The organism is Streptomyces sp. NPDC006134 (genome assembly GCF_040628835.1).
GTDB lineage: Bacteria > Actinomycetota > Actinomycetes > Streptomycetales > Streptomycetaceae > Streptomyces.
This window is the reverse complement of the sequence record NZ_JBEXTV010000010.1, coordinates 114,939-138,099: the sequence shown is the minus strand read 5'-3', so window position 1 is coordinate 138,099 and position 23,161 is coordinate 114,939. Positions and strand designations below refer to the sequence as shown.

21 protein-coding genes are annotated in these 23,161 nt (G+C 72.2%); 3 read left to right on the top strand and 18 right to left on the bottom strand.

Features of this window, described 5'->3' with window-relative positions; translation table 11 throughout:
• Positions 1-150 precede the first annotated feature (150 nt).
• The 14 genes from ABZ340_RS09360 to pgsA all read right to left on the bottom strand — a co-directional run bounded on the left by ABZ340_RS09360 (position 151) and on the right by pgsA (position 13,073).
• A complete protein-coding gene (locus ABZ340_RS09360; RefSeq protein ID WP_358781140.1) occupies positions 151-699 on the bottom strand; it encodes an adenine phosphoribosyltransferase in 549 nt (182 codons plus the stop codon).
• Complete coding sequence (secF, locus tag ABZ340_RS09355; protein ID WP_358781139.1) at positions 696-1,832, bottom strand: protein translocase subunit SecF; 1,137 nt, start codon at positions 1,830-1,832, stop codon at positions 696-698. The genes ABZ340_RS09360 and secF overlap by 4 nt, the downstream gene beginning before the upstream one ends.
• Positions 1,833-1,835: 3 nt before the next feature.
• A complete protein-coding gene (gene secD / locus ABZ340_RS09350; RefSeq protein ID WP_358781138.1) occupies positions 1,836-3,635 on the bottom strand; it encodes a protein translocase subunit SecD in 1,800 nt (599 codons plus the stop codon).
• Positions 3,636-3,767: 132 nt separating this feature from the next.
• Entirely contained in the window at positions 3,768-4,238 is a 471-nt protein-coding gene (yajC, locus tag ABZ340_RS09345) for a preprotein translocase subunit YajC (RefSeq protein ID WP_358781137.1), read from the bottom strand.
• Positions 4,239-4,478: 240 nt separating this feature from the next.
• Positions 4,479-5,564, bottom strand: coding sequence for a Holliday junction branch migration DNA helicase RuvB (gene ruvB, locus ABZ340_RS09340; RefSeq protein ID WP_358781136.1), 1,086 nt, complete (start codon positions 5,562-5,564; stop codon positions 4,479-4,481).
• 27 nt (positions 5,565-5,591) lie between these two features.
• On the bottom strand, positions 5,592-6,197 hold the full coding sequence (ruvA, locus tag ABZ340_RS09335) for a Holliday junction branch migration protein RuvA (protein ID WP_358781135.1): 606 nt from the start codon (positions 6,195-6,197) through the stop codon (positions 5,592-5,594).
• Positions 6,194-6,814 carry a crossover junction endodeoxyribonuclease RuvC gene (gene ruvC / locus ABZ340_RS09330; protein ID WP_358781134.1) on the bottom strand — a complete coding sequence of 207 codons (621 nt, stop codon included), beginning with the start codon at positions 6,812-6,814 and terminating at the stop codon, positions 6,194-6,196. The genes ruvA and ruvC overlap by 4 nt, the downstream gene beginning before the upstream one ends.
• 114 nt (positions 6,815-6,928) lie before the next feature.
• Entirely contained in the window at positions 6,929-7,681 is a 753-nt protein-coding gene (locus ABZ340_RS09325) for a YebC/PmpR family DNA-binding transcriptional regulator (protein WP_358781133.1), read from the bottom strand.
• A gap of 76 nt (positions 7,682-7,757) precedes the next feature.
• Complete coding sequence (gene pdxT / locus ABZ340_RS09320) at positions 7,758-8,369, bottom strand: pyridoxal 5'-phosphate synthase glutaminase subunit PdxT (RefSeq protein ID WP_358781132.1); 612 nt, start codon at positions 8,367-8,369, stop codon at positions 7,758-7,760.
• A gap of 6 nt (positions 8,370-8,375) precedes the next feature.
• The gene (gene pdxS, locus ABZ340_RS09315; protein WP_029383096.1) at positions 8,376-9,290 is read right to left on the bottom strand and encodes a pyridoxal 5'-phosphate synthase lyase subunit PdxS; all 915 of its coding nucleotides are present in this window, start codon (positions 9,288-9,290) and stop codon (positions 8,376-8,378) included.
• A gap of 167 nt (positions 9,291-9,457) precedes the next feature.
• Positions 9,458-10,000 (bottom strand): hypothetical protein, encoded by a 543-nt coding sequence (locus ABZ340_RS09310; RefSeq protein ID WP_358781131.1) that lies wholly within the window; start codon positions 9,998-10,000, stop codon positions 9,458-9,460.
• 261 nt (positions 10,001-10,261) lie between these two features.
• Positions 10,262-11,425, bottom strand: a complete 1,164-nt coding sequence (locus ABZ340_RS09305) for a glycosyltransferase family 4 protein (RefSeq protein WP_358781130.1) — start codon at positions 11,423-11,425, stop codon at positions 10,262-10,264.
• Entirely contained in the window at positions 11,422-12,342 is a 921-nt protein-coding gene (locus ABZ340_RS09300) for a phosphatidylinositol mannoside acyltransferase (RefSeq protein WP_358781129.1), read from the bottom strand. The genes ABZ340_RS09305 and ABZ340_RS09300 overlap by 4 nt, the downstream gene beginning before the upstream one ends.
• Entirely contained in the window at positions 12,339-13,073 is a 735-nt protein-coding gene (gene pgsA, locus ABZ340_RS09295; protein ID WP_358781167.1) for a phosphatidylinositol phosphate synthase, read from the bottom strand. The genes ABZ340_RS09300 and pgsA overlap by 4 nt, the downstream gene beginning before the upstream one ends.
• Before the next feature lie 205 nt (positions 13,074-13,278).
• On the opposite strand from pgsA, the gene ABZ340_RS09290 reads away from it, so the two are divergent.
• Both ABZ340_RS09290 and ABZ340_RS09285 read left to right on the top strand, forming a co-directional pair.
• The gene (locus tag ABZ340_RS09290) at positions 13,279-15,477 is read left to right on the top strand and encodes an elongation factor G-like protein EF-G2 (RefSeq protein ID WP_358781128.1); all 2,199 of its coding nucleotides are present in this window, start codon (positions 13,279-13,281) and stop codon (positions 15,475-15,477) included.
• 376 nt (positions 15,478-15,853) lie between these two features.
• Positions 15,854-17,515, top strand: a complete 1,662-nt coding sequence (locus ABZ340_RS09285; protein WP_358781127.1) for a hypothetical protein — start codon at positions 15,854-15,856, stop codon at positions 17,513-17,515.
• A 77-nt stretch (positions 17,516-17,592) separates the two neighbouring features.
• Here the strand turns inward: ABZ340_RS09285 and ABZ340_RS09280 are convergent, their stop codons facing one another.
• From ABZ340_RS09280 to ABZ340_RS09265, 4 genes are all read right to left on the bottom strand, one after another.
• Positions 17,593-18,150 (bottom strand): HIT domain-containing protein, encoded by a 558-nt coding sequence (locus tag ABZ340_RS09280; protein WP_358781126.1) that lies wholly within the window; start codon positions 18,148-18,150, stop codon positions 17,593-17,595.
• 139 nt (positions 18,151-18,289) lie between these two features.
• Positions 18,290-20,269 (bottom strand): threonine--tRNA ligase, encoded by a 1,980-nt coding sequence (gene thrS / locus ABZ340_RS09275; RefSeq protein ID WP_358781125.1) that lies wholly within the window; start codon positions 20,267-20,269, stop codon positions 18,290-18,292.
• 92 nt (positions 20,270-20,361) lie between these two features.
• A complete protein-coding gene (locus ABZ340_RS09270) occupies positions 20,362-21,615 on the bottom strand; it encodes a hypothetical protein (protein WP_358781124.1) in 1,254 nt (417 codons plus the stop codon).
• Entirely contained in the window at positions 21,612-22,178 is a 567-nt protein-coding gene (locus ABZ340_RS09265) for a DUF4365 domain-containing protein (RefSeq protein WP_358781123.1), read from the bottom strand. Before ABZ340_RS09265 ends, ABZ340_RS09270 begins: the two co-directional genes overlap by 4 nt.
• 179 nt (positions 22,179-22,357) lie before the next feature.
• On the opposite strand from ABZ340_RS09265, the gene ABZ340_RS09260 reads away from it, so the two are divergent.
• Positions 22,358-23,083: a 3'-5' exonuclease gene (locus tag ABZ340_RS09260; RefSeq protein WP_358781122.1), complete on the top strand. Its 726-nt coding sequence runs from the start codon at positions 22,358-22,360 to the stop codon at positions 23,081-23,083.
• The last annotated feature ends 78 nt before the right edge of the window (positions 23,084-23,161 follow it).

Below are 23,161 nucleotides of genomic sequence, written 5' to 3'. Positions count from 1 at the left end.
GGTCCCCCGGTCAGGCTCCGGACAACCCATGGTAGCGATCCTGGGCCCCGGGATCGCCTGCCGGCCGGTGTGAGGATCGCTTACGGGAGAAACGCACGAGGCGGGCGCCGGATTCCTCCGGGGCCCGCCTCGTGCGTGCGGTGAGCGCGGTCAGACCGTGAGCAGTGCCTCCAGCGGGGCGCCGTCCAGCGCCGGCTCCAGGCGGGCCCGCCCGCCGAGGAAGCCCAGCTCCATCAGGACGGCGACGCCCGCGACCTCGGCTCCCGCCCGGCGGATCAGCCGCAGGGACGCCTCGGCGGTGCCGCCGGTGGCGAGGACGTCGTCGACCACGAGGACGCGGTCCCCGGCGGTCAGGTCCTCGGCGTGCACCTCGATCTCGGCGGAGCCGTACTCCAGGTCGTACGCCTGCCGGAGCGTGGCACCGGGGAGCTTGCCGGCCTTGCGGACGGGGATGAAGCCGAGGCCCGCGCGGACCGCGACCGGGGCGCCGAGGATGAAACCGCGCGCCTCCAGGCCGACGATCTTGGTGGCGCCGTGCCGCTCGGCGATCGCCGCCAGCGCGTCGGTGAGCGCGGTGAACGCCGCCGGGTCGGCCAGGAGCGGGGTGATGTCCTTGAACATCACGCCCGGCTCCGGGTAGTCGGCCACGTCGCGGATGCGGCTGAGCAGGAGTGCCCTGACGTCGGTGAGGTCGGTCATCGGCGCTTCCCCGAAGGACGGCCGCGGCCCCGGTTGCGGGACGCGGGCTGGTTGCGGGGGCCGACGACGGCGGGGGCCGCGTCCTCGGCGTCCTCGATGTCCTCGGCCTCTTCGTCGAAGGCTTCTTCGGCGAGGTCGGCCTCGGTGGGCTCGCCCTTGGCCGCGGCCTGGGCCCGCTTGGCCAGGACGCGCTTCTTGAGGGCCTTCATCTGCGGCTCGCGCTCCTTGAGGTCGGCGACGAGCGGCGTGGCGATGAAGATCGAGGAGTACGCGCCGGCCGCGAGGCCCACGAACAGCGACAGCGAGATGTCGTTGAGCATGCCGGCGCCGAGGACACCGCCGCCGATGAACAGCAGGCCCGCGACCGGCAGCAGCGCGACCACCGTGGTGTTGACGGACCGGACCAGGGTGCTGTTGATCGAGCGGTTGGCGATGTCGCTGTAGGTCCAGCGGGTCTGCTTGCCGATGTCCTTCGTCTGCTCCTTGAGGCTGTCGAAGACGACGACCGTGTCGTAGAGCGAGTAACCGAGGATGGTCAGCAGACCGATCACCGTGCCCGGCGTGACCTCGAAGCCGACGAGGGCGTAGATGCCGACGGTGATGGTGATGTCGTGGATCAGCGCGACGAACGCGGCGAGCGCCATGCGCCACTCGAACGCGATCGCCAGGTAGATCACCACGAGGATCAGGAAGATCCCGAGGCCCTGCCAGGCCTTGTTGGCGATCTGGTCGCCCCAGCTGGGACCGACCAGGTCGGCGTTGATCTCCTCCGCGTCGACCTTCAGGTCCGCGGCGAGGTCTTTCTTGATCTGGTCCGACTTGTCGGTGTCGATGCCCGCGACCTGGATGCGCAGGCTGCCGTCGCCGAGCTTCTGGACGATGGCGTCGTGGCCGGACGCCTCCTCCGCGTGCTCCTCCGCCTGCGCCACGGAGACGCCGGTGTTCTTCGGCGTGGTGAAGACGGCGCCGCCCTGGAACTCGATGCCCATGTTCAGGCCGCGCACCGTCAGGCCGACGATGGCCGTGATGGTGATCAGGATCGAGATGCCGTACCAGATCTTGCGGTTCTTGACGAAGTCGTAGCCGATCTCGCCACGGTGGAGCCGGGCGCCGAGGTTGCCGAGCTTCGACATCTCTCACGCCTCCTTCGGGTCGACGGGGCCGGCGGCCGGGCGGGCGGGACGGCGGGTGCGGCGCAGCGGCGGCTTGGCGCCGAGGCTCTTCGGATCGAGGCCGGACCACTTGTGGCCGCTCGCGAAGAACTTCCGGCGGGCCATCAGCGTCAGCAGCGGCTTGGTGAAGAGGAACACCACCACGACGTCGAGGAGGGTGGTCAGGCCGAGCGTGAACGCGAAGCCCTGCACCTTGCCGACGGTGACGATGAAGAGGACCGCGGCGGCGAGGAACGACACGAAGTCGGAGACCAGGATGGTGCGCCGGGCGCGCGGCCAGGCCCGCTCGACGGCGGGGCGCAGCGAGCGGCCCTCGCGGATCTCGTCGCGGACGCGTTCGAAGTACACGATGAACGAGTCCGCGGTGATGCCGATGGCGACGATGGCGCCGCAGACGGCCGGGAGGTTCAGCGCGAAGCCGATGGCCGGGCCGAGCAGCGACATGATCACGTAGGTGAGGGCCGCGGAGACCAGCAGCGAGGCGACGGCGATGAAGGACAGGCCGCGGTAGTAGACCAGCAGGTAGAGCACGACGAGGGCGAGGCCGATGGCGCCCGCGATCAGGCCGGCCCGCAGCTGGTCCCCGCCGAGGGCGGCGGTGACGGTGGTGACGCTGTCCTCCTTGAAGGTCAGCGGCAGGGCGCCGTAGGACAGCATGTTGGCCAGGCTCTGGGCCTCTTCCTGGGTGAAGCTGCCCGAGATCTCGGCGTTGCCGCCGGTCAGCGCCTCGTTGACGTAGGGGCTGGAGACGACGTCGTTGTCCAGGACGATGGCGAACTGGTTCTGCGGGGACTGGTTCTGCGCCAGCTTGCCGGTGATGCTCGCGAACTTCTTGGTGCCGTCGCCCGTGAACTCCATCGTCACGGTCCAGCCGGCGGCGGTCTGCGTGTTGAAGACGGCCTGGGCCTTGTCGACGTCCGTGCCGTCGACCTCGGCGGGGCCGAGGAGGTACTTCTGCCACTGGCCCTGCGAGTTGCCGCAGGCCACGATGGAGTCGGTCGGCTTGGAGCCGTCGCCGGCCTTGGCGCGGGCCTCGGGGTCGGTGCAGTCGAGGGCGGCGTACGCGGCCTGGAGCTTGCTGTCCGCGTCACCGGAGGCGCTGCCGCTCGGGGACGGGGAGGCGCTGCCGGACGGGGACGAGGCGGCGCTCGCGGAGCCGCTGCCGGACGGGGTCGGGTCGGCCTTCAGGGCGTCGGTGACCGCGCGGCCCTGGGTGGTGGGGCTCGCCGAGGGACTGGCCGGGGCGGACGGCGACGAGGTCGCCGTCTCCTTGCCCGGCTTGTCCGACGTGTCCGTCGCCTTGTCCCCGGCGCTCTCGGAGGCGCTCGGCGAAGGGCTGGCCGTCGGGGCGGGGCCGGAGAGCTCGGTGGCGAGGACCGGGCGGAAGTAGAGCTTGGCGGTGGTGCCGACCTGTTCCCGGGCCTGCTCGGAGTTCGTGCCCTTGGGGATGTTGACGATGATGTTGTCTTCGCCCTGCGTCTGGACCTCGGCCTCCGAGACGCCAAGACCGTTGACACGGCGCTCCATGATGGAGACCGCGGTGTCCATGTTGGTCTTGTTGATCGCGGACTCCTGGCCGGCCTCGGGGACCGCCCGGAGCGTGATGCTCGTACCGCCGGCCAGGTCGATGCCGAGACGCGGAGTGGTGTGCCCGGAGGCGAACATACCGCCGGTGAGCGCCACGATGGCGATCAGGATCAGGGCCAGCGAGCGTCCCGGCTTGCTCTGGGCGCTCGCGCTCCGGCCCTTTCTAGGTGCTGGCACCTTCTCGTACTCCCTCTCGGGCCGCCGCACGCCGGGTCGGTGTGCGGGCGGCCATGGCATGGTGTCGGGATCCCGTGGAAGCCGTGCATGCCCGAGGGCGCGCGGTCGACGTCCGCGCGCCCCGGGGCACCGTTACTTCGCCTCGGTGTCGCCGTCGGTCTTCTTCGGCTCGTCGTCCGTCTTCACCTCGGCGGGCTCGTCGTCCGCGTCCTTCTTGCCGAGGTCGACGGGCTTGTCGTCGGAGGCGTCGGAGGCGTCGGGCTCGGTGAGGGAGGAAGCGTCGTCCGGGACGATGTCGGCATCGGTCTTCAGGTCGTGCTCGATGCCGTGGACGATGCGGTTGTACTCGTCGTCCGACAGGACGGCGCCGATCGAGTTCTTGGCGAAGAGCAGCTCGACGCCGGGGCCGGCGTCGAGGAGGACGGTGTCCTCGTTGACCTCCTTGACCGTGGCGTACATGCCCCCGATGGTGCGGACGCCGGAACCGGGCTGCATCTGGTTCCGCATCTCGATGGCCTGCTGCTGCTTCTTCTTGGCCGACCGGGTCATCAGGAACATGGCCCCGATGAGCACGATGAACGGGAGGAGGGTCACGAGACTCACGGGTCGGTACTTCCTTCACACGACCGCGATGGTGGGCGGCCTGATGGTTGGGGGTATGTGTGCTGCCGACAGAGGCGGCATCGGCGGAGTCTAAGCGAGTCCGCGCGCAGGGAACAACGCTCAGCATGACACCGGAGTTCCTGCTGCGGCCGAAGCGCTCGCCGTCGCGGCGCCGTCATGGCGCGTTCACGACGTCCTCGCGGTGTCCTGCCCGCGTCCTCGTGTCGCCCTGCCCGGCCCTCACGTCCCGAACAGGTCCTGTTGTCCGTTTCCTCCGGTTCCCCCGGGGCCCCCGGTCTGCGGGCCGGGCGGGGTGAGGCCGAGATGCGCCCACGCCGCCGGGGTGGCGATCCGGCCGCGGGGGGTGCGGGCCAGCAGGCCCTCCCGGACGAGGAAGGGTTCGGCCACTTCCTCGACGGTCTCCCGCTCCTCCCCCACCGCGACGGCGAGGGTCGACAGGCCGACCGGGCCGCCGCCGAACAGCTTGAGCAGGGCCTGGAGCACGGCGCGGTCCAGGCGGTCGAGGCCGCGCGCGTCGACCTCGTAGACCGCGAGGGCCGCCGCCGCGATCTCCTTGGTGATCACACCGTCGGCCTTGACCTGGGCGTAGTCGCGGACGCGGCGCAGCAGGCGGTTGGCGATGCGGGGGGTGCCGCGGGAGCGGCCGGCGATCTCGGCGGCGCCGTCCGGGTCGATCTCGACGTCGAGCAGGCTCGCGGAGCGGTGGACCACCCGCTCCAGCTCGGCGGGCTCGTAGAACTCCATGTGGGCGGTGAAGCCGAAGCGGTCGCGCAGCGGGGGCGGCAGCAGGCCCGCGCGGGTGGTGGCGCCGACCAGGGTGAACGGCGGCAGTTCGAGGGGGATGGCGGTGGCGCCCGGGCCCTTGCCGACGATGACGTCGACGCGGAAGTCCTCCATCGCCATGTACAGCATCTCCTCGGCGGGCCGGGACATGCGGTGGATCTCGTCGAGGAAGAGGACCTCGCCCTCCTGGAGGGAGGACAGGATCGCGGCGAGGTCGCCGGCGTGCTGGATGGCGGGGCCGGAGGTGATGCGGATGGGGGCACCCATCTCGGCCGCGATGATCATGGACAGGGTGGTCTTGCCGAGGCCGGGGGCGCCGGAGAGCAGCACGTGGTCGGCGGTGGCACCGCGCGCGCGTGCGGCGCGCAGGACGAGGTCGAGCTGTTCGCGGACCTTCTCCTGGCCGATGAACTCGTCCAGGTCCTTGGGGCGCAGGGCGGCCTCGACGGCCTGGTCCTCGCGGTCGGCGACAGGGCCCACCAGCCGCTCGGCGGCGGTGTCCGTCGTGTCGTCCCAGTTCATTGCGTATGCCTCGGGGTCTCGGTACGGCTATCGGGCGCGGTTGAGCGTCTGCAGGGCCGCCTTCAGCAGCCGGCCCACCTGGGGCGTGCCCCCGGCGGCCTCGGCCTGCGGGGCCACGGCGGCCACGGCCTCGTCGGCCTCGCGGGTGGCGTACCCGAGGCCGATGAGGGCGGCGTGCAGCTGGTCGCGCCAGCCGGAGGTGACCGGGGTGCCGACGGCGGGGGCGCCGACGGGCTCGCCCAGGCGGTCCTTCAGCTCCAGCAGCAGCTTCTGGGCGCCCTTCTTGCCGATGCCGGGCACGGCGGTGAGCGCCTTCTCGTCGCCGGTGGCGACGGCGCGGCGCAGGGCGTCCGGGGTGTGGACGGCCAGCATGGCCTGGGCGAGGCGGGGACCGACGCCGCTGGCGGTCTGGAGCAGCTCGAAGACCTGGCGCTCGTCGTCGTCGGCGAAGCCGTACAGGGTGAGGGAGTCCTCCCGTACGACGAGGGAGGTGGCGAGCTTGGCGGGCCGGCCGACCCGGAGGGCGGAGAGCGTGTTCGGCGTGCACTGGAGGGCCATGCCGACGCCGCCGACCTCGATCACCGCGGCGTCGGGGGCGAGTGCGGCGACCGTGCCGCTGACGAAGGCGATCATGTCGTACGGCCTTTCGATGCTTGCGGGGCTTGCGATGCTGCCGGGGCTGCCGGGGCTCGTGTTGCGGAGGGGGTCTGCGGGGCCCGGGAGACCCCCGGGCCCTTGGCCGTGTGCCGGGCGACGGCCTGCTGGAGCCGGTTCTGGGCGGGGGCCCGCCAGATGTGGCAGATGGCGAGCGCGAGGGCGTCGGCGGCGTCGGCGGGCTTCGGGGGCGCGGCGAGCCGCAGCAGACGGGTGACCATGGCGCCGACCTGGGCCTTGTCGGCCCGCCCGGAGCCGGTGACGGCGGCCTTGACCTCGCTGGGGGTGTGCAGGGCGACGGGGATGCCGCGGCGGGAGGCGCACAGCAGGGCGACGGCGCTGGCCTGGGCGGTGCCCATGACCGTGCGGACGTTGTGCTGGCTGAAGACGCGCTCCACGGCGACGAATTCCGGCCGGTACGCGTCGAGCCACTCCTCGATGCCCTGCTCTATGGCGACGAGGCGGTGGCCGAGGTCCGCGTCCGCGGGCGTGCGCACGACGCCGACGCCCAGCATGGTGAGCGGCCGGCCCGCGACGCCCTCGACGACGCCGACCCCGCAGCGGGTCAGCCCGGGGTCCACCCCCAGTACGCGCACGCGCCCCTCCCTTCGATCGCCTGTTCCTGCAGGCTATCGGGTGCCACCGACAACGCCCGCAAAGCGACGGGCCGACGGGGGGTGTCCCGTCGGCCCGTCGCGGCGGTCGTCGGCTCAGGCGTCGACCTTCTCCATGATCTCGTCGCTGACGTCGAAGTTGGCGAAGACGTTCTGCACGTCGTCGCTGTCCTCCAGCGCGTCGATCAGCTTGAAGATCTTCTTGGCGCCCTCCTCGTCCAGCTCGACCTGCATGGTCGGGACGAAGTTGGCGTCGGCGGACTCGTAGTCGATGCCGGCGTCCTGCAGGGCGGTGCGGACCGCGACCAGGTCGGTCGGCTCGCTGATGACCTCGAAGGTCTCGCCGAGGTCGTTGACCTCCTCGGCGCCCGCGTCCAGGACGGCGGCGAGGACGTCGTCCTCGGTCAGCTCGCCCTTGGGGACGATCACCACGCCCTTGCGGTTGAACAGGTACGACACCGAGCCCGGGTCGGCCATGGAGCCGCCGTTGCGGGTCATGGCGACGCGGACCTCGGAGGCGGCACGGTTGCGGTTGTCGGTGAGGCACTCGATGAGCACCGCGACGCCGTTCGGGCCGTAGCCCTCGTACATGATCGTCTCGTAGTCGGCGCCGCCGGCCTCCAGGCCCGCGCCGCGCTTGACGGCGGAGTCGATGTTCTTGTTCGGGACCGAGCTCTTCTTCGCCTTCTGGATGGCGTCGTACAGCGTCGGGTTGCCGTCGGGGTCGGGGCCGCCCATGCGGGCCGCGACCTCGATGTTCTTGATCAGCTTCGCGAAGAGCTTGCCGCGCTTGGCATCGATGACGGCCTTCTTGTGCTTCGTCGTGGCCCATTTAGAGTGGCCGGACATCTGCCTGTCTCCTTCGCGTTACCCGTCTCTGTACGAACTCCCCCAGCGTCGAGCCTGGGAGACATCCCCGGAGATCCTACAAGGACTCCGCCGCGCGGTCGGCGCGCACCATGTCGACGAACAGGGAGTGCACGCGGTGGTCGCCGGTCAGCTCCGGGTGGAAGGACGTGGCGAGCGCGTTTCCCTGGCGGACGGCGACGATGTGGCCGTCGTGCTCGGCGAGCACCTCGGCCCCGGCGCCGACGGACTCGACCCACGGAGCCCGGATGAAGACGCCCTCTACAGGATCGCCCTCGACGCCCTTGACGTCGACCGCGGCCTCGAAGGACTCGTTCTGCCGGCCGAAGGCGTTGCGCCGCACGATCATGTCGATGCCGCCGACGGTCTCCTGGCCCGCGCGCGGGTCGAGGATCTTGTCGGCGAGCAGGATCATGCCGGCGCAGGTGCCGTAGACGGGCATGCCGTCACGCACGCGCGCGCGGAGGGGCTCCATCACGCCGAAGAGGACGGCCAGCTTGGAGATGGTGGTGGACTCGCCGCCGGGCAGGACGAGGCCGTCGACCCCGGCGAGCTCTTCGGGGCGCCGCACCGGCCTGGCCACGGCGTCGGCCGCGGCCAGGGCGACGAGGTGCTCCCGTACGTCGCCCTGGAGGGCCAGGACGCCGATGACAGGGGCTTCGTGGGACATGGGTGATTACCAGCCGCGGTTGGCGTAGCGCTCGGTCTCGGGCAGGGTGTCGCAGTTGATGCCGACCATGGCCTCGCCGAGGTTGCGGGAGGCGTCGGCGATGATCTTCGGGTCGTCGTAGAAGGTGGTCGCCTTCACGATGGCGGCGGCGCGCTTGGCCGGGTCACCGGACTTGAAGATGCCGGAGCCGACGAAGACGCCCTCGGCGCCGAGCTGGCGCATCAGCGCGGCGTCGGCCGGGGTGGCCACGCCGCCCGCGGAGAAGAGCACCACGGGGAGCTTGCCGAGCTCGGCGACCTCCTTGACCAGCTCGTACGGGGCGCGCAGCTCCTTGGCGGCGGCGTACAGCTCGTTGTTGTCGTAGCCGCGCAGGCGGGCGATCTCGTTCTTGATCTGGCGCAGGTGGCGCACGGCCTCGACGACGTTGCCGGTGCCGGCCTCGCCCTTGGAGCGGATCATGGCCGCGCCCTCGGCGATGCGGCGCAGGGCCTCGCCGAGGTTGGTGGCGCCGCAGACGAAGGGGGTGGTGAAGGCCCACTTGTCGGAGTGGTTGACCTCGTCGGCCGGGGTGAGGACCTCGGACTCGTCGATGTAGTCGACGCCGAGGGACTGCAGGACCTGGGCCTCGACGAAGTGGCCGATGCGGGACTTGGCCATCACGGGGATCGACACCGCGTCGATGATGCCCTCGATCATGTCCGGGTCGGACATGCGGGCCACACCGCCGTCCTTGCGGATGTCGGCCGGGACCCGCTCCAGGGCCATGACGGCGACGGCGCCCGCGTCCTCGGCGATCTTCGCCTGCTCCGGCGTGACGACGTCCATGATCACGCCGCCCTTGAGCTGCTCGGCCATGCCGCGCTTCACGCGTGCGGTGCCGGTCTCGGGGGTCTGGGCGGAGTTGGGGGTCGTGGTGGACACGGATGACCTCGCTGAAGTGAAGAGGGTTTCTGCACCACCGAGGAAACGCGAGGGGACCAGGCCACAGCAAGGGCCAATGCGAAGCCGGTGGCTCCTTTTGCGTCGCCCCCGCGGAAAGCCGTGCCTGCGGGAGCCGCGGCTGCGAACGCCTCGTCCGTGGAAAGTGATCAGGCCACCCGGTCCACCAGGGCCGCCGGCGGTTCGTCGTCCATCTCGAAGGCCAGCGGGAAGGGAGCGTGTCCGGCCAGCCGGAACCAGCGCACCTTGCGGTGCTCGCGCAGCCTGCGGGCGGCCCCCACGGCGTCGTTGTGGAAGCGCCGCGCCATCGGCACGCGCCGTACCGCCTCGGCCAGCTCGCGGGCCGCCTCCTCTCCCCCGGGCGCCTCGCGCAGGCCCTCCACCTGCGGGAGGTCGGCGAACACGGCCCGCAGGGCCTGGCTGAGCTCGCTCTCGGCGACCTCCCGCTGCTCCTCCTCGGCCTGCCGTGCCGCGTGCGCGGCCTCGTACAGGACGATCGAGGCGGCGGGGTCGAGCACCCCGGAGGTGGCCAGCTCCTGGGCCACGGAGGCCCGGCGCAGCAGCTGCGCGTCGAGGGCGGCGCGGGCGGCGTCGATCCGGGCGTGCAGCCGGTCCAGCCGGCCCGCCGTCCAGCTCAGGTACAGGCCGATCGCGACGAGGACGACGAAGGTCCAGATCAGGGTTGCGGTCACGGGCGGCAAGGCTACCGGGGCGCTCCGCCGGGGCGGCGGGGCCCTGGTGCGGCCGTCGCGGGACGAGCCCGGGCCCCTCGGGACGACCGTCGCCGGACGAGCCCAGAACCCCCGGGACGACCGGCACCAAACGAACCCAGGCCCCTCAAGACGACCGGCACCGGGGATTGCCGCCCCCGGACCCGGCTTCGGCCCCGACGGCCCCGTCCTCGGGTGCCGGACGACCCGGAAACCTCGGTCCCGCCGGAACGGCCCCTCGGCTCACTCCCGCGCCAGGCCGAACCGCGCCCGCAGCCCCGTCGCCCGGTCGTCCGTCGCCACCGCCGCCGCGCCGGCCGTCACCGTCTCGTACACGGACAGGATGTCCGCGCCGACGGTCGACCAGTCGAACCGCCGGACGTGGGCGCTGCCCCGCGCGCGCAGCTCGGCCCGCCGCACCGGGTCCTCCAGCAGCCGCAGGGCCGCCTCGGCCAGCGCGTCGGCGTCCTCGTTGGGGAACAGCTCGCCCGCCGCTCCCCGGTCCAGGACCTGGGCGAAGGCGTCCAGGTCGGAGGCGAGGACGGGAGCGCCCGCGGACATGGCCTCCACCAGGATGATCCCGAAGCTCTCGCCGCCGGTGTTGGGGGCCACGTACAGGTCGATGCTGCGCAGCAGGCGGGCCTTGTCCTCGTCGCTGATCATGCCGAGGAACTCCACGCGCGGGCGCAGCTCCTTCGGCAGGCTTGCCACGGCCTCCTCCTCGTCCCCGCGTCCGGCGACCAGCAGCCGGGTCTGCGGGCGGGCGGCGAGGATCTTCGGCAGGGCCCGCATCAGCACGGGCAGGCCCTTGCGGGGCTCGTCGATGCGGCCTATGAAGCCGATCGTGTCGCCCTGCCACTCGGGCTTGGGCTCGGCCTTGGCGAAGAAGTCGACGTCGACGCCGTTGGGGATCACCACCGCGTCGCCGCCGAGGTGCTCGACGAGGGTGCGGCGGGCGTACTCGCTCACGGCGATGCGGGCGCTGATCTTCTCCAGCGCCGCCTGGAGGATCGCGTAGGCGGCGATCATCGCGCGGGAGCGCGGGTTGGAGGTGTGGAAGGTCGCCACGATCGGGCCCTGCGCGGCCCAGCAGGTCAGCAGGCCCAGCGACGGCGAGGTCGGCTCGTGGATGTGGATGACGTCGAAGGCGCCGTCGTGCAGCCAGCGCCGCACCCGGGCCGCCGACAGGAAGCCGAAGTTCAGCCGGGCCACCGAGCCGTTGTACGGCACCGGCACCGCGCGCCCGGCCGAGACCACGTACGGCGGCAGCGGGGTGTCGTCGTCGGCGGGGGCGAGGACGGAGACCTCGTGGCCGAGGCGGATGAAGTACTCGGCGAGGTCGCGGATGTGGAACTGGACGCCTCCGGGCACGTCCCAGGAGTACGGGCAGACGATGCCGATCCTCACGACGCGCCCTTCCCCGGTGCCCCGGCGGGATCGAGGTCCGCGAGCCACAGGCGCTGCAGCATGTGCCAGTCCTGCGGATGCCCGGCGATCCCCGTGGCGAAGGCGTCGGCCAGCGCCTGTGTCATGACGGACGTCTTCTCCCGCCGCGTACCCGATCCGGGCACCTCGACCGGCGGATGGACGCGGCCCCGCATGACGGGCGAGTCGTCGTACCAGAGGGTGACCGGGAGCAGCGCCGCCCCGGTCTGCTGGGCGAGCAGCGCGGGCCCCGCGGGCATCCGGGCCGTCTCGCCGAAGAACTCCACCTCCACGCCGGAGGCGGACAGGTCGCGGTCGGCCACCAGGCAGACCAGGCCGCCGCCGCGCAGCCGCCGGGCCAGCGCGCCGAAGGCGGTGCCGCCGGTGTGCGGCAGGACCTCCATGCCGAGGCCCTCGCGGTAGGCGACGAACCGGTCGTACAGCGTCTCCGGCTTCAGCCGCTCGGCGACGGTGGTGAAGGGGATGCCCAGCTCGGTGGTGACCCAGGCTCCGGCGAGGTCCCAGTTGGCCAGGTGCGGCAGGGCGAGGACGACGCCCCGCCCCTCGGCCAGGGCGTCGGTGAGGTGGTGCACGTCCTTCGGCGCGAAGCCCGCCTTGATGCGCTCGGCGCTCCAGACGGGCAGCCGGAAGGACTCCATCCAGTAGCGCAGGTACGAGCGCATGCCCGCGCGCGAGAGCGCGGCGAGCTGCTCGGGGCTCGCGCCGGGCACCACGCGCGCGTAGTTGCTCTCCAGCCGTCTCACGCCCGTGCCGCGCTGCTTCCAGGCGAGGTCGGCGATGGTGCGGCCCAGGCGCGCGGCGACCGGCTCGGGGAGCTTCTTGACCGTGCTCCAGCCGAGGCCGTACAGCGCGTCCGTCAGCCGCTCCTGAGGTTTCACTTCGCCGCCTCGCTGCCCTGGTTCTCCTGCTGCGCGGCGGCCGCGGCCTCCGCCTCGGCGGACTCGCGGCGGACCGTGACGACCCGCTGGACCAGCGTGACGAGGCTGCCGGCGGCGACGATCCACAGGGCGACGGGCAGCAGGTACTGGATGCCCGGCACGCCGAACGCGTGCAGACCCGCGAGCCCCGCCGCGACCAGCGAGATCACCAGGCGCTCGGCACGCTCCACGAGCCCGTTGACGGCGACCGGCAGGCCGATCGACTCGCCGCGCGCCTTGGTGTACGACACCACCTGCCCGCTGGCCAGGCAGAAGATCGACACCGCGCACAGCACGTCGTCGTCGCCGCCCCCGGCGTACCAGAGCGCGAAGCCGCCGAAGATCGCGCCGTCGGCGACCCGGTCGAGCGTGGAGTCCAGGAAGGCGCCCCAGCGGCTGGAGCGGCCGAGCTGGCGCGCCATGTTGCCGTCGACGAGGTCGGAGAAGACGAAGAGCGTGATCACGACCGTGCCCCAGAAGAACTCGCCCCGGGGGTAGAAGACCAGCGCGCCCGCGACCACACCGGCGGTGCCGATGAGCGTGACCGTGTCCGGGCTCACGCCCCGGCGGATGAGAAACGCGGCGAACGGTGTGAGGACACGCGTGAAAAATGCACGCGCGTACTTGTTCAGCATGGCCTTCCCGACGGTCGGTGTGGCCGCGTGGCCCTTGCTGGCCACCGGCTGGCCCATCGTAGCCACGCGCGCGCGTGGGCGACGGCCGGGCACCCGCACCCCCGGTACGGCACCGGTGGGCGACCGGTCCGGGTCGTTCGTATGGACGGGGCGTGACGGGAGTGGAAAGCTCGAAGAACCGCGGGCGTCGCCGGAGCCGCCCTGCACGCGGCCCTCGCGTGTCCGCGCCCCAGCGACCTCACCGTGCACGGGAGGCAAGGTTATGGGCGACAAGGCGCACACCCACCCCGGAGCCGCCGGCAGGGCAGTGGCGGCCGACCACCCCGCGTCCGTACGGAACGTGGTGCTGGTCGGCCACTCCGGAGCGGGCAAGACGACCCTGGTGGAGGCTCTCGCGCTCACGGCGGGAGCGGTGAACCGGGCGGGCCGCGTGGAGGACGGCGGCACCGTCTCCGACCACGACGAGATCGAGCACCGCCAGCACCGCTCGGTGCAGCTCTCCCTGGTGCCCGTCGCCTGGGACGGCATCAAGATCAACATTCTCGACACCCCCGGGTACGCCGACTTCGTCGGGGAGCTCAGGGCCGGTCTGCGCGCGGCGGACGCGGCCCTGTTCGTCGTCTCGGCCGCGGACGGCGTGGACGGCCCGACCCGCATGGTGTGGGACGAGTGCGCGGCCGTCGGCATGCCCCGGGCGATCGTCGTCACCCACCTGGAGGCCGCGCGGGCGGATTTCGAGGAGATGACCCGCATCTGCGCGGAGGCGTTCGGCGCGGACGACCCCGACGCCGTCCTGCCGCTGTACCTGCCGCTGCGCGGCCCGCAGGGACCCGACGGGCACGCGCCCGTGACGGGCCTGATCGGGCTGCTGACGCAGAAGCTGTTCGACTACTCGACCGGGGAGCGCAAGGAGTCCGAACCGGGCGAGGACCAGCTGCCGCTGATCGAGGAGGCCCGCAACCGGCTGATCGAGGGGATCATCGCCGAGAGCGAGGACGAGACCCTCATGGACCGGTACCTGGGCGGCGAGCAGGTCGACCTCGAGACGCTGGTCCGGGACCTGGAGCGGGCCGTCGCGCGCGGGGCGTTCTTCCCCGTCCTGGCCGCCGCCCCCGCCGCCGAGGGCGCCCGGCAGGGGCTCGGCACGGTGGAACTGCTGGAGCTGATCACCGGCGGCTTCCCGACGCCGCTGGAGCGCGAGGCACCCCGCGTGACCACCCCGGACGGCAGGCCGCGCGAGCTGAAGCCGTGCGACCCCGGCGAGACGCTGGTCGCCGAGGTCGTGAAGACCTCCTCCGACCCGTACGTCGGCCGCCTGTCCCTGATCCGCGTCTTCTCCGGCACGCTCCGCGCCGACCAGACGGTCCACGTCTCCGGGCACGGCCTGGCCGACCGCGGCCACGAGGACCACGACGTCGACGAGCGGATCGGCGCGCTGTCCATGCCGTTCGGCAAGCAGCAGCACCCGGTGCCGCACGTCGTCGCAGGCGACCTTGCCTGCGTCGCGAAGCTGAGCCGCGCGGAGACCGGCGACACGCTGTCGGCCAAGGACGAGCCGCTGCTCATGGAGCCGTGGGAGATGCCCGACCCGCTGCTGCCGGTGGCCATCCAGGCACACAGCAAACCCGACGAGGACAAGCTCTCCCAGGGGCTGGCCCGCCTGGTGGCCGAGGACCCGACGATGCGGCTGGAGCAGAACCAGGACACCCACCAGGTCGTGCTGTGGTGCCTGGGCGAGGCCCACGCGGACGTCGCGCTGGAACGGCTGCGCACCCGGTACGGCGTCCAGGTCGACGTCGTCCCGCACAAGGTGTCCCTGCGGGAGACGTTCGCCGGCAGGTCCGCCGGACGCGGCCGGCACGTCAAGCAGTCCGGCGGGCACGGGCAGTTCGCGATCTGCGAGATCGAGGTGGAACCGCTGCCGGGCGGCTCGGGCATCGAGTTCGTCGACAAGGTGGTCGGCGGGGCGGTGCCGCGCCAGTTCATCCCGTCCGTCGAGAAGGGCGTGCGGGCGCAGGCCGCCAAGGGCGTCGCCGCGGGCCACCCGCTCGTCGACGTGCGCGTGACCCTGCTCGACGGCAAGGCCCACTCGGTGGACTCCTCCGACGCCGCCTTCCAGACGGCCGGGGCGCTGGCGCTGCGCGAGGCGGCGGCCGGCGCGAAGATCCATCTGCTGGAGCCCGTGGCCGAGGTGGGCGTGCTGGTCGGCGACGACTACGTGGGCGCCGTCATGAGCGACCTGTCCGGGCGGCGCGGCCGGGTGCTGGGCACCGAACAGGTGGCGGGCGGGCGCACCCTCGTACGGGCCGAGGTCCCCGAGATCGAGATCGGCCGGTACGCCGTCGATCTGCGCTCCCTCTCCCACGGCACCGCCCGCTTCATCCGGCGCTACGCCCGGCACGAACCGATGCCGCCGCAGGTCGCGGAACGGGTGCGCGGGGAGGCGCGCGGCGGCTCTTAGCGCGATCTTCGACCTGTGCGGCGGGGCCCGGCGGCGCACCGAGCGAGGTGCGCCGGCCCGGCACCCGCGGGGCACCGCCGGCCCGGCACCCGCGGGGCACCGCCGGCCCGGCACCCGCGGGGCACCGCCGGCCCGGCGTGGCGTCGCCGGACCGGCGCCCCGGAACCCCGGCCCCCGGCCCCCGGCCCCCGGCGCCACCAGACCACCGCGTCCGCCGTCGCGCGCCGGAGGCGCCCCGCGCGTAAAGGGGCGCCTTGGGCCGTCCCCCGGTGCGCGACGGTGACTGCCGATACCCTGATGACCTGATCAACAGGTGTGCGGAGCAAGGAAGTCGGGAAGGCCGCAGAGCGACAGATGGCGGCGATCGGGGGCGGGAATGACCGTTGAGAGCGGTTACGCGGAGTTCTTCGGGCCTCAGGTGCCGCGCACGGGCGGCGAGGGGCAGGCGGCCACCTTCGCCCTCGCGTCGGCGGCCTACCGGGACAGCCCGGTGGAGGAGATACTCAAGGCGAACAACGAGTGGCACCAATCGGCCGTCAAACCGGGGCGCAAGTGGGCCACGATCTTCCGTCCCAATCTCGGTGAGGCCTTCTCCCGCGCGGTCGCGGACCGCATGCTGAGCGGCGGCCGCAAGCCCCTCATCCAGTCCTTCGGCGTCGAACCGCAGGTGGTCGTCGAGCACTGCCTGGCCGCCAACCGCATCCGCAGGGAACGCGACAACCGGCTGACCGCCGTCATGGCGGTGTGCGGCCTGCTGTTCCTGCCCGGGCTGCTGGTGTGGCTGCTGGTGTTCCAGATCCGCACCACCGTGTCCAAGTCGGACAACAAGCGGGCCGGCGCCCTGGGCACCGCCCTGCTCGTCGCGGTCGGCGCCCTCGCCGTGCTCTTCCTGCTCCGCATGCCCTTCTCGGGCTTCTGGGGCTGGTACGGGCGCGCGGCGGTCGTCATGCCCGTCGTCGGCTGGTTCTGGGCCAAGTGGATCTGCGAACGCACGGCGAGGGACCTGCGGGCGCGCTGGGACGGCCTGCTGTCCGGCAGCAGCGTCGGCGCCAAGGTCCCCGAGGCGGTGCCCAGCAATCCCGGCGAGACCTCGGCCGAGCAGCTGCGCCAGTCCCTGGCCAAGCTGAGCGCCGAGCAGCAGTCCAACTCGGTCTTCTACGCCGGCCCCAAGGGCATACTCGGCATGGGCACGCGCTGGGGCAGCTGGCAGCTCGCCGAGGAGCTCGTCCCGGCCGACCCCACCCGGGAGATCCACCCCTTCCGCAGCTGGGACGTCATCCGGTCCATCCACGACCAGCTGCGCATGCTGGAGCGCGGCCCGCTGAACACCGGCGGCTTCCCCGCCCCGTCCATACGGCACTGGATCGTGACGCCGGTCGGCGAGAACGCGTCGGCGGTGTCCCGTCCGGAGGGCACGGACGTCGAGGCGTACCAGGTCAAGCCGCACGCCATCCAGGAGATCTGCAACAAGCAGCAGTTCGGCGCCGGTGACCGGCACTACCTGGGCGTGCAGTGGACCCTGTGGGACGGGCAGCTGGTCATCACCATGATGATCACGGTGACCGTGCTGCACGCCACGCTGCGCATCGAGGTCACCGGCCACGCCCTGGGCCCGGTGAACTCGCTGTTCACCACCAAGCCGGAGGCGCCGACGAAGGAGGTCACCAAGTCGTTCAAGCCCTGGGAGACCCGTACCGTCAAGCTTCCCCTGGTCCCCACGAACGAGGTGGTGCGGCTCGCCGTGCGCGCCCCGCTCACCTGGTATCCCCCGCTGCTGAACTGGCTCGGCGGCACCATAGCCCTGCCCGAGCCGTTCGGCCTGCGGCACGCCTGGGCGGACCAGCCCTGGCGGCACCGCTTCATGGCCGACGACGCGCTGCGCGCCGCGACGCCGGTGCTGCGCGTGGTGCACGCCGCGGCGATCAAGGTGCTGCGGGAGAACGGCGTGGACACGGAGAAGTTCGGGGCGCGGTCGGCGTCCCTCAGCACGGCGGTGCAGGACCCGACGCCGCGCAAGGCCGACGTGTACGACGCGTGAGCCCGGCGTCTCCGCCGGCGATCACGGACGGAGGGTGCCCCCGCCGGTGATCACCGGCGGGGGCACCGTCCGCCCGTTCAGGAGGGCCAGGCCTGCGCCAGCATCGTGCGGGTGTCCCCCAGCAGCTGCGGCAGCACCTTCGTGTGACCGACGACCGGCATGAAGTTCGTGTCGCCGCCCCAGCGGGGGACGACGTGCTGGTGCAGATGGGCGGCGATACCGGCGCCGGCCACCGAGCCCTGGTTCATGCCGATGTTGAAGCCGTGCGCGCCGGAAGCGGTGCGCAGGGCCGTCATCGCCTGCTTGGTCAGCTCCGCGAGCTCGGCGGTCTCCGCGGCGGTCAGGTCGGTGTAGTCGGCGACGTGCCGGTAGGGCACGGTCATCAGGTGTCCGCCGTTGTACGGATACAGGTTGAGCACCGCGTAGACCTGCTCGCCGCGCTTGACGATCAGCCCGTCCTCGTCGGACTTGGCCGGGATCGAGCAGAAAGGGCATCCGTCGTCGGCGCCGGGGCCGCTCGGCTTGTTCTCCCCCTGGATGTAGGCCATCCGGTGGGGCGTCCACAGGCGCTGGAACGCGTCCTGCGTCCCCACTCCCAACTGCTGCTCCGGCTCACTCGTCATGCCATGCAGCATATGGCGTCCGGGTGAGGGACAGAGCAAGGCCCCCGAGGTGACTCTCGGGGGCCTTGCCCCGCAGCGGCGGGGAGCACGGCACCTTGTGCCTGTGGGCATTGCGGATCTTCGGACCACCCCCGCGTCGGCGGGGAGCACATCACACCTGTACGCGGCGCTCCACCACGTCAACGATCTCGGCGATCGCTTCGTCACGGGGAATGCCGTTCTTCTGCGAACCGTCGCGGTAGCGGAACGACACCGTACCCGCCTTCATGTCGTCGTCACCCACGATGATCATGAACGGGATTTTCTGCTTCTGAGCCGTCCTGATCTTCTTCTGCATCCGGTCGGAGGACGAGTCGACCTCGACCCGCAGGCCCTTCTCCTTCGCGGCGGCGGCCCACTTCTCCAGGTACTCGACATGCGCGTCCCCGATCGGGATGCCGACCGCCTGGACCGGCGCCAGCCACGCCGGGAAGGCGCCCGCGTAGTGCTCCAGCAGCACACCGAAGAACCGCTCGATGGAGCCGAACAGCGCCCGGTGGATCATGACCGGCTGCTGCCGGGAGCCGTCGGCGGCGGTGTACTCCAGGTTGAACCGCTTGGGCTGGTTGAAGTCGACCTGGATGGTCGACATCTGCCAGGAGCGGCCGATGGCGTCCTTGGCCTGCACGGAGATCTTCGGACCGTAGTAGGCGGCGCCGCCCGGGTCCGGGACCAGCGGCAGGTTCTGCTTCTCGGCGGCCTGGCGCAGCGCCTCGGTGGCCTCCGCCCAGTCCTCGTCGGAGCCGATGAACTTGTCGGAGTCGTCGCGGGTGGACAGCTCCAGCTCGAACTCGGTCAGGCCGTAGTCGCGCAGCAGGTCGAGGACGAAGGTGAGGAGCGTGTCCAGCTCCTCGGGCATCTGCTCCTTGGTGCAGTAGATGTGCGAGTCGTCCTGGGTGAAGCCGCGCGAGCGGGTCAGGCCGTGCACGACACCCGACTTCTCGTACCGGTACACGGTCCCGAACTCGAAGAGGCGCAGCGGCAGTTCACGGTAGGAACGCCCGCGCGACTTGAAGATCAGGTTGTGCATCGGGCAGTTCATCGCCTTGAGGCGGTAGTTCTGCTCGTCGAACTGGATGGGCGGGAACATGCCCTCCGCGTAGTGCGGCAGGTGCCCGGAGATCTCGAAGAGGTGCTCCTTCGAGATGTGCGGGGTGTTCACGAACTCGTAGCCGGAGACCTCGTGCCGACGGCGCGAGTAGTCCTCCATGACCTTGCGGATCACCCCGCCCTTGGGGTGGAAGACCGCGAGGCCGGGGCCCAGCTCGTCGGGGAAGGAGAACAGATCCAGCTCGGCGCCGAGCTTGCGGTGGTCGCGCTTCTCGGCCTCGGCGAGGAAGTCCAGGTACGCCTTCAGGTCGTCCTTGGACGGCCAGGCGGTGCCGTAGATGCGCTGGAGCTGCGGGTTCTTCTCGCTGCCGCGCCAGTAGGCGGCGGCCGAGCGCATCAGCTTGAAGGCGGGGATGACGCGGGTGGTCGGCAGGTGCGGACCGCGGCACAGGTCCTTCCAGCACAGCTCGCCGGTCTTGGCGTCCAGGTTGTCGTAGATCGTCAGCTCACCGGCACCGACCTCGGCGTCGGCGCCGTCGGCGGCCTGCGCGGCGTTGCCCTTGAGGCCGATCAGCTCCAGCTTGTACGGCTCGTCCGCCAGCTCCTCGCGGGCGGCCTCGTCGGTGGTGACGCGGCGGGAGAAGCGCTGGCCCCGCTTCTGGATCTCCTGCATCTTCTTCTCGATGCGCTTGAGGTCCTCGGGGGTGAAGGGCTCCTTGACGTCGAAGTCGTAGTAGAAGCCGTCCTTGATGGGCGGGCCGATGCCGAGCTTGGCCTCGGGGAAGAGCTCCTGCACGGCCTGCGCCATGACGTGCGCGGTGGAGTGGCGCAGGATGTTCAGACCGTCCTCGGAGGAGATCTCGACGCCCTCGACGGTCTCGCCGTCCCGGACCTCGTAGGAGAGGTCCTTCAGCTCGCCGCCCACGCGCGCGGCCACGATCGAGCGCTCGCCGGCGAAGAGCTCGGCGGCCGTAGTGCCCGTCGTCACCACGCGTTCTTCCCGCTCGGAATCGCGTTGGATGATCACACGGACGTCTGACACCGGTCTCTCCTGACTGAAGGTGGGTTCGCGGCGCCATACCGGAGCGCACGCACGCATGCGATCGTACCGACCCCGGACCCCCCTGGGCGAAATCAGTCCCCCCGGTCCTCCTCGCAGGCCTCCTCCTCGCACGCCTCCTCGAAGAAGGCCAGGCTCTCCTGGTTCTCCTGGAGCGCCTTCATCAGCCGGTCCCGCTCGGCGTCGTCGACCTGGACCGGCACCACTCCGCTCGCCCCGGTGAGCCGGCGGAAGCCGCCCCGGCTCTCCAGCCGTCCGTGCACCCGCACCGGCAGGCCCACCAGGTGCGCGTGCCCGGCGATCCGGTACGCCTCCTCGTCGAGCGTCATCCGTACGTGCGGGATCTCGGCGCCGGCGAGCACCCGCAGCCGTACGGTGCCCGCGCCGCCCGGCCCCGACCGGCGCATCCGTACCACCGTGCCGGTGATCCGCACCGGCACGGACGGTTCCGCCCGCAGGTAGCGGGCCCCGGCCTCGCGCAGCACGGGCAGGTCGCCGGGCGAGAACTCGACGGGCTCGGCGCCGGGCGCGCAGCCCTCGGGGACCCCGGCGGCCGGTGCCCAGGCGACGGCGACGCGGGCGCCCTCGGTTCCCTGGACCAGGGCGACGAGGGCCTCGGTGAGCTCGTGGCTCACCCCCGCCTCGACGGCCCCGTCGAAGGCGTCCATGCCGCCGGTGGCCCGCTCGTAGTCGATGGCCTCGCGGGCGGCGTACAGCGCCTGGTGGAGGCGTACGGCGAGGGGGCGGCCGGGGGTGACGGGCACGAACGCCGTCAGGCGGCGGCCCCCGGGGGCGTGCCCCACCAGGACGTCCTCCGCCAGCGCGGCGGCGGCGCGGCGGTGCCGGGCGCCGTGGTAGCCGGCCCGCGCGCGCGTGGCGAGCGCCGCGGCGAGCAGCATCCGGCGCGCGGCGGTGCGCAGCTGCTCCTCCACGCTCCAGGGCGCGGCGTCGCCGGGTCCGGTCGGCACCTCCCGCCACCAGCGGACCTCGTCGCTGGGCCGGGCCAGGGCGAGGAGGATCTCGCGCGCGCCGGGTGTGCCGCTGCGGGACAGGGCGTGCAGCGCCTCGCCGAGCAGGTCGTCGCTGTCGGGGAAGGCGCGGCTGACGGGCACCAGCAGGCTGGTGCCCCGGCCGCCCGGCCCGGGCGGGGTCCAGCGGCCGTAGCGTCCGGCGGCGCCGCCGCGCCGCTGCCAGCCGTGCCGGTGCAGCAGGGCGGCGAGGACGGCCGGGTCGACGTCGCCGGGCCGGGGCTCGGGGCCGTCCCAGGCGGTGTCGGCGGGGTGCGGCCGGACGGGCCGTACGGGCTCCTCCAGCGGTCGGTGCGTCACGGTTTCCCTCCCGTCCCGACCCGCGTCATGATCTCGCACAGCGCCCGGTCGTCGAAGATGCGTGAGGTCGGTATCCGCACGGTGGTGCGCCGCCGGCCCGTGACCGGGTGTCCGGCGAGGTTGGTCCAGTAGCAGCAGTGCCTGAGGTCGAGCCGGTCGTGGCTCGCGCGCAGCCAGTCGTCCCGCGAGCGCGGTACGAGCATCACGACGAGGATCTTGTGCACCGACACCGGGGTGCGGGCGAGCTTGGTCAGGTGCTCGTTGTCGAGCGTGAAGGAGAAGGAGGGGCCCGGCGGGTCCGGCGCCACCTGGTACGTCGCCTTGAGCTGGACCTTGATGGTGACCTCGTCGTCGATCTCGTGCCCGGGTGCGCTGTGGCTGACGTGCCAGTCGATGCCGTTGTCCGGGAAGGGCTGGGAGAGCGAGCAGCCGGCCGCCGCGGCGACGGCGTGCAGGTAGCCGACCTGCAGGGTCTCCATGCAGGCGGTGGTGGCGAGGGTGCCGCGTGTGAGTGCCGTGCGCTCGGGCAGCAGCCCGCCCCGTTCGGGCTGCGCTATGGCCATGACCAACAGCCTTCCGCAACAGGTGAGTACGCGCGAGGACGCGCCGCGGTTCCCTGAACTGCGGGAACCCGTACTCCTGTTGTGTCCTTCCGGCGTAGGGCGCAAACAGCCCGGGTATCACCGGAGCGGGCAGCGGACGGGGCGTCGACTGCCAGAGGTGAACGAGGGGTTGTGCAGGTATGGCGAGCTGGTATGAGGGGCCCCTGGCCGCGTTCGACACCGAGACCACGGGCGTGGACGTCGAGACGGACCGGATCGTGTCGGCCGCCGTCGTCGTCCAGGACGCCCCGGGCATCCGGCCGCGGGTGACGCGGTGGCTGGTGAACCCGGGCGTGCCGGTGCCGGAGGCGGCGACGGCGGTGCACGGGCTGACGGAGGAGCATCTGCAGCGCAACGGCCGCTGGCCGTCGCCGGTGATGTACGAGATAGCGCAGACGCTGGCCGAGCAGGCGGGGGCGGGCCGCCCGCTGGTGGTGATGAACGCGCCGTTCGATCTGACGCTGCTGGACCGGGAGTTGCGCCGGCACCGCGCCTCGCCGCTGAGCCGCTGGTTCGAGCGGACGCCGCTGCACGTCCTGGACCCGCGGGTCCTCGACAAGCACCTGGACCGCTACCGCAAGGGCCGCCGCACGCTCACCGATCTGTGCGCGCACTACGGCGTCCCGCTGGAGGGCGCGCACGACGCGGCGGCGGACGCGCAGGCCGCGCTGGAGGTCGTGCGGGCGGTGGGGCGCCGCTTCGCCTCCCGGCTGGAGCGCCTGTCCCCCGCCGAGCTGCACACCCTGCAGGCGGTGTGGCACGCGGCACAGGCGCGCGGCCTGCAGGCGTGGTTCGCGATGAACGGCACGGAGGAACCGGTGGACCCGGCCTGGCCGCTGCGGCCGGACCTGTCGGCGGCGGCGTGAGCGCGGCCGTGGGCAGGAGGCCGAACGGCCGGTGAACGCGAAGAAGCCGGTCCGTCGGGGACGGACCGGCTTTCCCGG